At 47.2% G+C, this 12157-nt stretch carries 5 protein-coding genes and 2 pseudogenes; 1 reads left to right on the plus strand and 6 read right to left on the minus strand.

Annotation, left to right across the window (positions count from 1 at the left end):
- Positions 1-572: 572 nt before the first annotated feature.
- From NZD89_RS15310 to NZD89_RS15325, 4 genes and pseudogenes are all read right to left on the minus strand, one after another.
- Positions 573-982: pseudogene (locus NZD89_RS15310) on the minus strand (GNAT family N-acetyltransferase).
- Positions 983-2122: 1140 nt separating this feature from the next.
- The gene (locus NZD89_RS15315) at positions 2123-4015 is read right to left on the minus strand and encodes an ABC transporter ATP-binding protein (RefSeq protein ID WP_268003672.1); all 1893 of its coding nucleotides are present in this window, start codon (positions 4013-4015) and stop codon (positions 2123-2125) included.
- Between the two features lie 23 nt (positions 4016-4038).
- Entirely contained in the window at positions 4039-5499 is a 1461-nt protein-coding gene (locus tag NZD89_RS15320) for an ABC transporter ATP-binding protein (protein WP_268003673.1), read from the minus strand.
- Positions 5500-5673: 174 nt separating this feature from the next.
- The gene (locus NZD89_RS15325; protein ID WP_268003674.1) at positions 5674-5886 is read right to left on the minus strand and encodes a hypothetical protein; all 213 of its coding nucleotides are present in this window, start codon (positions 5884-5886) and stop codon (positions 5674-5676) included.
- 631 nt (positions 5887-6517) lie between these two features.
- Between NZD89_RS15325 and NZD89_RS15330 the strand changes: the two genes are divergently transcribed.
- Complete coding sequence (locus tag NZD89_RS15330; RefSeq protein ID WP_268003675.1) at positions 6518-7540, plus strand: LacI family DNA-binding transcriptional regulator; 1023 nt, start codon at positions 6518-6520, stop codon at positions 7538-7540.
- Between the two features lie 162 nt (positions 7541-7702).
- Here NZD89_RS15330 and NZD89_RS15335 read toward each other — a convergent pair.
- Positions 7703-7807, minus strand: a pseudogene (locus tag NZD89_RS15335) (SDR family oxidoreductase); the annotation flags it as partial.
- Between the two features lie 238 nt (positions 7808-8045).
- Entirely contained in the window at positions 8046-11153 is a 3108-nt protein-coding gene (locus NZD89_RS15340) for a putative Ig domain-containing protein (RefSeq protein WP_268003676.1), read from the minus strand.
- Positions 11154-12157: the final 1004 nt, after the last annotated feature.

Here is a 12157-nt window from a genome sequence, read left to right on the forward strand (position 1 = left end):
AAATGGGAACTTCAGTATTTGCTTGACGCGTATGAGAGAGTACTAACGCACAAGCCCAGGCCCGTCTATGCATACTCAGTCCGTACACCGTTCTATGTTTTATCTCAACCAAGTTTAGGACAAAATGATGAATAGCATGGAGTCGGAAGCTATCGAGGCTGGCATACACGGGACAACCCTTGAATAGAATGGTGAGAGCAGTCTTCGAGACACCTCTCACTTGTTTTCACTTTTAGTTTTCCTCGCTTAAGGTTTAATGCTGTTGAAGCGTACTCCGGGTGGAGTTGTAGTTTTTCCGGGAGAACTGTCAAATTATCCGGGAGCGCACGATGAGTGCCCATTTTCGTGTCGCCGGACATCGGGCGACGGATAATCATTGAGGCCCACGCTGTCATACCTCTTCGCCACCTTTAAATAATGAATTGGAACCATGCAGTTGAGCCAATCCATATCATAGTAAGGAACACTATTGAACTAATCTGCGTTCCGAACCAATACTGTATATTTATGTATTGGCGAGTCTAAGTCCTTCTTCGACATTCGCCCCCGTTCAATAATGGTTTCTTTGGCTGTCAGGCATTGAACCTTCCCATAACAATGGTGTTGTAGTATTTACCGTCGGAAACCATTAGAGTCAGCCCAAACGATAGACTGCTTCAGGAGATTTTTACCGATTCCGTATCCCCAAAACTCCTTCAGTACGCATACGCCAAATTCGACTGTATGAGAGAATCTCTTCAGGTAGGTTCCTTTACATCTTGAGAACCCGACAATACTATTATCATTGACCGCAACCAAAAATAGGTTTCTTGGACTGACGGTGTCCGTATGTATTAAATTTTCAAATCCGGGTACATCGATGAACCCCTCCCCTTTTTCTCTATCTAGATTTCCGTCTCTCCATCGATTTGTAGCCTTAATTCGGACAAATTTTTTCATCACGCTTGATGGCAGACCTAATGGTGTAACTCAGTCTATTCACAAGAAATTCTTGATTTTTGCCCCGCCTATATTAGTCAAATATGAAAAACAAGCAGAGCCTAGAAGGAAGGTGGATACGGAGAAGCAATAATCGGACATTTAACATTATTGGGTAAAAATCCAATTTAATCTAAACGACAGACTGGTTTTCTTTGGCGCTGTCTTTTTTCGTAACTTCACAGAGATTTAGCCCAACAGAATTTCCATTTCTCGAGTTTCAGGGAGTTGACATATTACCGTAGCACTTAGGCCTTCACCACCAGATTCCTGCTAGCTACGAGGCGGCTTGGGCCCTACCTCGGTTGTCCTCCCACCAACAAGTTGTGCCCGGCTTAGCTGGGCGCGCTGTGAGACTATGCTGCCCTTTAATACGAAAAGGACTCATGCATGATCTGTCGCATAAGCCCCGATGATATGAACGACACCGTCAAGCCCCGTGTCGTGATGGGGTTGAAAGCCCGGACCCAAGGCAAGGTTCGTCGACGGTTGGCACACTGATATCCGTGGGTTGGTTACCACATTTCGTACCTCCGTCATGGGGCTGCCTCGGACTAGCTTCGTGCGTCAGGTTCTGGACTTTGCACAATCGGGGGACGAGGTTTCCCCGTACCGGATTCCTGTGCCTTCAGTCCCGACCTTCAACGCTAATTAGAATTATTCTTTACTACAGTTCTTCTGAAGCCAGTCTATGTACTAAACTCCTTACAGCTTCCACTGTATGAGGGAACATTCCGATATATCTCGGTTCTCCACGGCCTTCGTCTGCTACCGCAACTGCGATATTTTCCTTAGATACATCCAAACCTACAAACTTTGTGATAGTCTTCATAGTAACGACTCGGCTCCTTTCGTATGTGGCTCTGCACTGTTCTCTCAAGTCTCAGTGTAATCCACGATGTGCGAAACGGAGCCGGTGTCGTTCATTATGACTAGCGCAAGAATATTCGGGGGGTTCTAGTAGGGGACCTAGATCTTTGGATACTGTGCACCTCGTACGGAATGCTTTCACGCCCCAGGCCCACCGAATAATTCTCAGAGCAATACCCTCGGAATCACAAGGCATATTGTGTGAAATACCAGTAGCCCAATCTACCTGGTATTGGTTTATCAAACCTGTAACTTTAGCACCAGACAAAGAAAGTCATTTGTACCACTGCGATTGAATTTCTAGCAGTTTGTAATATTCGCCTCTTGTTTGAATCAATTCTTGATGGGTCCCCGATTCGATGAGCCGTCCCTCTTTCATCACGAGAATTCGGTCTGCTAACCTTGCAAATCCAATCCGATGCGAAATCAACAGGGCTGTTCGATCTCCGGCCATCTCTTGAAAACGCCGGTATACCTCCATTTCCGCTATGGGGTCTAGCGCTGCTGTTGGTTCATCAAGAATGAGAAAATATGGTTGTCGCATAAATCCTCGTGAGGTGGCTATCTTCTGCCACTGTCCACCAGATAGGTCTCTTCCACCAAAAGTGGGACCGAGAAGGGTTTCGTACTTATCTTCCCACGCTTCAATAAAGTCTGCCGCTCCGCCGCCAACAGCGGCCTCCTTCACCGCCACAAGCGAGTTCATCCGGGATAATTGGCCAAATCCAATGTTTTCCTGTGCAGACAAGTGAAACTGACTAAAATCTTGAAAGACAGTTGATACGTGATTCCATAAAGCGTCCGGATGGATAGCCCGAATATCTACATCACCGTACTGAATAACTCCTGCCATTGGTTCGTAAAGCCCCAGCAACAATTTCACCAAAGTGCTCTTACCCGCTCCATTTTCTCCGAGAAGCGCAATTTTCTCACCGGGCTTCACCGTAAATGTGACATCTTGCACAGCTGGAGTCGATGAACCAGGATAGGAAAAGGTCACGCGTTCAGCGACGATTGTTTTCGGCTCCGGGTACATCGTACGTGACCATCTCTCATTCAATGCAATTGGTACGTGAGGGATAGATTCACGTTCGGTAGCAGTCGTAGGTTCCGATCTCTCCCAAGGCTGTTCAGGAATACGAAGGAAGGTCATGGTGTCTCCCCAAAACCGCATGTACAGATCATGTAGATGTCCAGCGTTGCGAATGGAGCTTTCCACTTGTTGCTGAAGTTGCTGAACCGCGTAAACAACAGCAACCGCAGCGCCTACAACGAGCCGCTTGTCGACGACGGTCCAGATGACCAATGCTAAACTAGAGCCAAATGCCACGGCCGGAATCAACCCAACAGCGAAAAGAATCAGTCGATGTTTGGACGCCTGATGAACGGTTTCCTTCCGTACCTCTTCGTAAAGCGCTCGCCATCGGTTCGACAAATATAAACCAAGTCCAAATAACCGGACCTCCTTGGCTGCATCACGTTCTATAAGCACCTGTACCAAATACTGCATAAGACGGTTTTTCGGTGTATGGCCGAAGTACATCTCATACCGGTTGATGTTGAACTTGGTTTGCAATCGGAGCGTCGGGAGGCTTGAACAGATTACAAGGATTGGAATCAGCCAATATCCTTTAACAGTTACAGCAATTAAGCCGCCAACAGTCACGAGCGTTTGTACTTGGGTGCGAACCATGTAAAAGAGATTAACCAGGCCAAGGCCCATACCATTCTTGGCTCGAGTTAACTGATCGTGGAACTCCCCATCTTCAAAATGAGCAAGAGACATGCGGGCTGCTTTTACTAGAAGGTCAGTCTCCAAATGATACGTAAGTTGCTCTTGAAGATAGCTTTCGAGAAAGTCCCCAAGACTGCTTAAACTCTGTTTTAACATTCGTAACAATATCAAGACAACCAACCAGGGTAGAAATGCATGAAAGAAGGATACGGCAGGATGACTTGTCGCAGAGTGTCCAGCAACCCAATTTGCCACCGCATTCACCATTTGTCCGAGTACCCAGATATCTAAAGCAGGTAGTAATCCAGAGAGAATCGTATTCGCTGCAAGTCCAACGGACGAAAATTTACCAGAGTTCCATATATATGTACATAGTAGACCTATCCCGGATAACATTTGCAGCGAGTTCATAAAACGTTCCTTTGCCTTCATAGCCTGTATCCCGGGCCCCTCTCTCAAGTGACAGTTTCGCGATACCATTGTGCTTGCGCCTCAAACAACGAGGTATATTCGCCCCGAGCTGTGACGAGGTCATCGTGGAGGCCCATTTCCGCTAATTCTCCATCACGCAATACCAAAATAACATCAGCCAACCGCGCTGTGCCGACTCGATGAGAGATAAGGAAAGTGGTACGCCCTCCGGAAAGTTGCTTGAACTGTTCAAATACCGCGTATTCAGCTCTGGGATCTAACGCGGACGTTGGCTCATCGAGTATGAGAATGTCCGCATCCCGCATCAAAGTCCTCGCCAAGGCGACTTTCTGCCATTGCCCCCCAGATAGATTGATTCCACCAAATTCCTGGTTTAGGAGCGTTTCGTATCCGTCCTTTAACCAAGTCGCGATATCTGATACGCCGGCACGCATCGATGCGTGCCGGATATCATCCAAATTATCCAGCTTCGATATATCCCCGAAGCCAATACTCTCACGAAGCGTTAATTCGAAGCGTGTAAAGTCCTGAAATATGACCGTCATGTGGCGCCACAGGTCATCCTCATGCAACTCTTGAAGCGGGATCCCATCAAGGAGAATTCGACCACGATTTGGTCGGTACATCCCCATCATAAGTTTGACCAGAGTGGTTTTTCCGGAGCCATTTCGGCCGACAAGCGACGCCGTTTGGCCTGGTACAATATGAAACGAAACACCACGCAGCACCCATTCGTTAGAGTGGGGATAGCGGAACCAGACATCCTCGAAGGTAATACCAAGACGTAATGGATTTGGAAACTTGATAGTTCCTTGAGCAACGGATTGGATAGGCCTCTCCAGGAAACGAAACAGGTTTTCAGCAAATAGCCCGTCTTGATAAAGATTGCGAAGCATTTTCATTATGCTTTCAATCGAACCCTGAAGCTGGCGAATCATCTGAAGTAACATGACATATTCACCCAGGTTCAGGTTTCCATTGGCGATCATGACGGCGAAGATGATAGCCGCAATAGCGAACGCCGCTTGTAGTATGCCGTCGCTCACCAAGGTTGCCTTAGCTTCCCGCCGCGAATCCTGCAATGTCTCCCGCAACCAGATCTTCTGGTACTTTTGCCACGAATGAAGCAAGTGGCCGCCGAGTCCAAACAACCTGACTTCCTTCGAAAACTCCTTGTCTGTCATTGTCCTTTCAAAGTAGGATAGACGTCTCCGAGTTGGTGTAAGCGTATTATAGTCATGGATGTAACCCTGCTTTGAATTCCTGATCTTCCACCATAAGGACGGCAGCGCCGCCGTTATAATAAGTAATCCTAGCCACCACGATACGCGGGCAATAACGACCACAAAACCAATGGACGTTACCATCGATTGACCGGTGTATAAACCAAATATCGAAATATTCACGGTTCGATAATTTAGCATGGCATTCGCACGCTGCAGTTCTTCGTATCCGTCTTCGTGATCGAAATAGGAGACCTCCATCCGAAATGCCTTCTGCAAAACGCGCAGTTGCAATCGGCCTTTCATTCGATCTCGAAGATAGTCTTACAAACCGTCTGCTGCCAACTGCACTCCATTACGTGCAATCATAAGAACAAGCAAGGTCCCTGCTGACCAATAAAGAGGTTTGAGGAAAAGTTTACTATCATTGGAAATCTATGATGCGATTTGATTGACAAAGCGACCTAGCACAGAAACTTCCCACACTGGAATTAAGCCTTGAACGAGGGTAACGACCACCAATGCAATCGTCATCATCCAGTTCTCACATGCAAGCAACCACAGGAAACGGGCCGCATTCTTGAACGCATGAATATCTCTGAGGTGAAATTTTGCCTCGTTGTTGAACTTTGTTTTGATAGACGACACGGGACCCACCTCGAGATTGTATTTTGCGTTTCAAATGCACACGAAATGGTAGCTCAAATCTTCTGTAATTTAAATATTTTATGAGATGAAAGAAAGTATTTACCTAGTTGTTTATTAAACTGGTGTGGTATTGCGTTAAACTGCCCCTAAACGACATGACAGCGTCCGGGATTGCGCTGAATATCCATGCACCAATTGATCGACGAGGTTGTTCAATTCTCGCCCCCGCTTGTTCAATATCAAATCCGTAAAACTTACGCATATTCATATAGATTTGGGAGAGACAATGGGTACAAAATCAGGAAAAACATTCACCTCGCTGAAGTGAACATGGAAAAAAAGTTCGCAAGATGTGACAATATGAGGATCGGTCCCGGTACCCCGACCAATGCAACCTTAGACATCGCTTTCTTCAAGTTTTTAGCTCTCTTAAAGCTCTCCAGTTTTATTAGACCAAATAGTCACGAGGTATACGACTCTGATTGTTGATGGACTCACCTCAAAACATGACAGTGCTATCATACATAGCCTTGAGTATTCTGATTATTATGTTACAAACTAATTATATGTTATTATTACCATAATATTTGCGCATTCGTATTTCGTGTTTACTTACTTGGAGGCGTTAACCGTGACGAACATTCATGATGTGGCAAAACTTGCTCAGGTATCCTCAATGACAGTATCTCGTGTCATTAATGGAAACGGTTACGTCAAGGAACAGACAAAAAAACGTGTTCTCCAAGCAATGAAAGAATTGAACTACGTGCCCAACAGTTTAGCGCGAAGTCTGGTCCGACAAAAGACACAAACTCTTGCTTTGATTGTCCCAGATATCAGAAACCCCTTCTTTACGACGATCGCTCGAGGTACCGAGGATATGGCTAGAAAACAAAACTATCGAGTCATTCTTGGCAATACCGACGAAAACGTAAACAAGGAACTTGAATATATAGAAATGTGTTTGTCGATTCGAGTAGATGGCGTGATCGTTGTTCCTGCCGGAAACGAATCAAAGCGTAACCTGAAAATGCTTTCCGAGTTCAAGATCCCTTATGTGCTTGTAGATAGAGAAGTAGCCGGGATTCACTCTGATGTGGTTCGAGGCGACAGTGTGCTCGGGACGAAACAATTAATGGATCATCTATTTAATTTGGGACATCAGAACATTGCAATCATCACGGGTAGTCTCACGACTTCAACGAGTCGCGACCGATTATTGGGCTACACGCAGGCATTAAAAGAGTCTGGGATCGAATTTCGGGCAGAATACGTCAAAGAGGCTTCTTATACGAAGCCCCTGAACAATCAGGTCGTACATGAATTGGTGAGTTGCACCCCACGCCCTACGGCCATCTTTACGGCGAATAACTTTGTTGCCGCGCAAACCGTAAAACTATTGCGTCAGCAAAATTTTTCCGTGCCTGAGGATGTATCTATTGTTTCCTTCGACGATTTTGACCAGATATCCCTTGCTGAGCCGTTTCTCACTGTCGCTACGCAGCCTGCATACAACTTCGGATCGCTCGCGACTCAGATGCTTTTTGAGGTTATCGATGGGATTCCTATCTCCGGGCCACGGAAAATCATCTTTCAGCCAGAAATCATTATCCGACGTTCTTCTGGCGCAGCGAGGCCTATAAGTACACCGTAAGCCACATGGAATACGATCGGGGACATCTATTCTTTTTATCAGAATCAGTCCGTAATGACCCCTTTTTAAAATGATATTTGTGTATAATTCACGCCTGCAGAAGTTCAGATTTAATGATGTCGCCTGACTCCGGCCTAGTGTTTCGCGGCATGATTCTGAAAATTACATTGCTGTGAAGCCGCCGTCTACTGGTAACGCAATACCCGTGATAAATGAGGATTCATCTGAACATAGATACAGTGCTGCCTCGGCGTATTCATAGGGCCTTCCCCACTGACGCCATCAAACGTATCAACCCGTGTTACTACAACAACGCCACTTTAGTTTTGGCCTGGTAAATCACATAGCAAGTCGGTCGGATATTGTGAAGGAATGTCTACACGCATAGATTTATGGTGATGTATTTTGACTGAGTAAGGTGCAGATGCCCAAGTAGATTTTGCACTAAATTCCTAAAAATAGCAGGCCCCGTATTTACACGAGACCTGCATTTGAAAGCACAGGATTAGCTATTCTCCTGAGTTACAACCCACGTTGTTCCATTCCATGTGCTCTGCAAACCAACTCGATTGAGTACCTGTTGCACGTACCAAATCGGCATGTACATCGTCGGCTTGTTCGTCGACGGATCAACTTGCGCTTCCGTATTCACATTCTGTACCAGCGTCCCGTTCAGGTAGATGCTGGTGCTTCCTGTCCCTGCTTGAATGTTCGACAGGTTCGCAGTCGCTGATGTGGACATGTTCCACTTCTGGCCATTCCACGTGCTCTGAATACCCATCGACTTCAGCAGTTGCATCACGTACCAAATGGGTATGTACGTCGTCTGCGTACCCCCATCGTTTCCAACAACTGTAGGCACGTTCTGAATGTGTCCATTCCACACAATTTCACGTTGATTCTTTCGTAGGACGTCTATGGAGAGAGTCTTTGTTACAGTCAGTCCGTTTGCGTCTATAGTCTGTATCGTCACATTAGATATTCCGCTCGTTAACGCACTACCTGTGATCTCCCCAGTATGTGCATTAAGACTCAGCCCCGACGGTAGCGCCCCCTTTGTGACGCTCCATGTGTAGGGCGCAGTTCCACCCGTTGCACCCAGCGTCTGCTCATACGATTGACCTACGGTAGCCGACGGTAGACTCGTGGTCGTGATCAATGGATACGAAGTCGGTCCATCCACTGTCAACGTGAGCTGACGTGTGGCATTTAAGTTGTTCGCGTCGGTGACTTTCACAGTGAACAGGTACTGACCACCAAGACCTGTTGGCGTGCCAGAAATGATACCTTGATTGTTCAGGGTCAGTCCCTGCGGCAATGCGCCGTTGGTAATGCTCCATTGAAACGGGTGTGTACCCCCTGTTGTCACGAGTTGGGCCGAGTATGGTGTACCAACTTTTGCATCCTCCATAAAGGAGACGGTGTTGATATATGGAGGTATGGGTCCTCCACCACCATAGACCGCAGTTGTCACCGAGTCTGGCACTGACAATGCACTCTCTTGACCAGAGCTATTTACGGAAGATACTTGAACGCTATAGGTTGTTCCAGGCTTTTCTCCTGTGAACGTATAGGAGTACACACTTTGTGTCGTACTACCGACCTTTTGTCCACCCAGGTAAACATTATACGATGATGCACCTGAGGCCGGACTCCAACTTTCTACCCATCCAGTCTGAGTAACACTGCTGTGTGTAAGCCCAGTAGGTCCTGCAGAGTTAATGTCCCTGATTGTTAACTGATACTCATGCCATGCCTGAATCTGGTTACTCCCGTTAACTTCGTACATATCGAGGTACCGACCCGCGCTCACATTCGGAATGTCGCTTCCCGACATATACGTCGTTGCACCATTTGGAAGCGGATCTCCAACATATGGAGTGGTTGCAGGTGTGCTACCCAATGCGTAAGCAAAAGTATCTCCGTTATTGTTCGGTGTTGCGGTCACTTCGGTTGTACCAAGTGATGTTCCCGGTCCGATGGATTGTGTTATGATACCTGGTGCTTCTGGCACGACGTCTAGTTGCAAGTTTGCTGAGGCAGTGTTTCCCGCGCTGTCCGTTACACTAACTGTTACGTCGCCGGAATAGCCTCCCGTCGGTGTACCTGTGATGGCCCCTGTAGAACTGAGATCCAAACCATTTGGCAAAGCTGTTGAACTCCATGTTAAACCTTCACCTGCACCATCAAAACCACTCAAGGTGTAACTGTAAGGTTGACCTACACCTGCAGGAGGAAGTGGTGAAGTCGTCAGGATTTGCGGAAGGAAGAACGGATAACCGTTATTCACTGATGCGTTGATAGCCCAAGTATTGGTGAAGTCCCAATTGGTACCCTCTGGATTGCTGGGTGCTTGAAATTCTGACACGGACTCACCTGTCAAATCTGACGGAGTAGTACCAGAGCCAATTCCTACACTATTGGCAGTACTATTAAAGTAACAGGAACCAGAGAGTGTCCCAGAGAAGATGCCAATTAACCCGCCGGTCACTCCACTTGAGCCGTTACCGTCATTGTACCCCCCTCCAGCACCCACACCTCCAGAGCCAGCCACCGCTGCACCCACCGCATAGGCATCCGTCACTTGTCCGGAATCAGTACCGACCAGCGCACCTGCAGAACCACCGGTTCCGCCATAATCATCTGCACCGCCGCCACCGCCACCGCCTTTGCCACCATTTCCAGCCGTTACTGAGCCAACAGCGTAGGCATCCACAATTAATCCAGTATCGTCACCTACTAGCCCTCCTGCTAAGCCGCCATTCCCACCATAGTCAACACCAGCTCCCGAACTGCCGATACCCGATCCGCCATTCCCACTCGTCACATCTCCGATAGCGTAGGCGTTTTGGATGTTTCCAGCCGCCTGTCCAACTAAGCCTCCAGCGTCTCCACCTGATCCACCAGGACAGCCACCCTCCTCGGCAGCGCCATTGCCCCCTGCCCCACTGGACACCTGGGCACTGGAATATGAATCTTGAATGTGCCCACCACTCAGTTGAATGCCGACCAACCCACCAGCCGTTCCGCCGTTTCCGCCACCACTGAAATTCCCGTTGCCCCCCGAGTGTGCTTCTACAGTTCCAAGCGTGTACGCGTAAGAAATTAACCCTCTGACTTGCGTTCCGACCAGCGCTGCATTGGCTCCCGAACTACCATCCAGAGAGACTGATACACCGACATTTTCGACTGTTCCAATAGTTTCACCAAAAACCCCGACATTGGCATCACTTGAATCATCAATGTTCAATCCCGTGATCTCGTATCCTTGACCGTTGAAAGTCCCACCGAAATCCGGTTCTGAATTTCCGCCAATTGGCACCCAGCCCGAATAACCTGTGAGGTCAATGTTGTTCATCAACTCGATATTCGCGCCCAGATACGTGGTAGTCGATCCTGTGGTAATGTCACTGCTCTGGTTCTGGTCAATGTACTCAAGTTGGTCAGGTGTCGAAACTTGAACCCAGCCGTTAACCACGGGCGGCGCATCTGAGGAAGGTAATGTACCTGCCAGTGTGTTGGGGATGAATATTCCAATCCCTGCGGTCATCAGGATTGCACCCGACAAGATTTTAGAGGACTTACGAACTACTTCGCCTACATGGATATTCACCATTTCACCATCCTGGAATTTAATGTGTTGAATAGGCTCTTCGTTTACAGGGAATCACATAATGGTCGTAGATAGTGGGAACTCTGGATGTGGGGTTGGCAATCCAATCAGGAACATCCTGCCTTTCTTTGGTAGAATGTTACAATACCTTTCCCTTTACATGGTAGAAATCATATTGCACACTTCTGCCCAATAGTACGATAAAGGCTGGTCGTCGCCGTATGTTCACGCAGTTTGAAGCAAAATTGTGTATCAATTTATGCCCTCACATATAGAACCAATAGGTAGCGTATGCAGCGAACATACATGGAATACTCAAATTCCGTTAGCCCTTTTGGAGAAAAACAGTTCAGGAGACAACGTATACGGGTTCAACCAGCATATACCCTTAGATAAAATTACTCATTTGGACTGGATTTTCTGCACAATATGTCACAAAATCAACATCCACCGTCAGTCTGATTTTTTAATCTTCGCCAATCCTGATTAGGCAAAATCTCGAGTGATTCACTGCAACCTCGGGCAACTTTCATTAAACACCGCGCGTCGAGAGACACGTGCCACGGTGAGAATTTTGTTTACGGAAACAAAAAAGTGCCTGATCATCGCCATGCAAGCCCGGTTACTAAGATCCAAAAGAGACCGCTATCTGGGGTAGCGGTCTCTTCCTATAAGTCGTCGATGGTTTGAGACATCCTAATAGGTCGTCTTCAATACACATCATCTCCCTACGCCCTTATGGTCTACAACGAACGGCAAATTATTCGGAATAATTCGTCTTCACATCGTACTGCACCATTATGGGTACGCTACACAAGGCCCCGGCATTAAGGCAAAGCTTTAGAGGTAAACACCCAAGACTTATTGGTAAAATCCATCGCCAAAACGGTGACTCTATAATCGTAAACCTGCACCGCGATGTTCGTGAAGTACAAGCCTCATCATCTCGAAACACGTTCCCTTCTTCGAACTTCAGACAATCGCTTCATCCAAGTGCACTATCA

Source organism: Alicyclobacillus fastidiosus, assembly GCF_026651875.1.
Classification (GTDB): domain Bacteria; phylum Bacillota; class Bacilli; order Alicyclobacillales; family Alicyclobacillaceae; genus Alicyclobacillus; species Alicyclobacillus fastidiosus.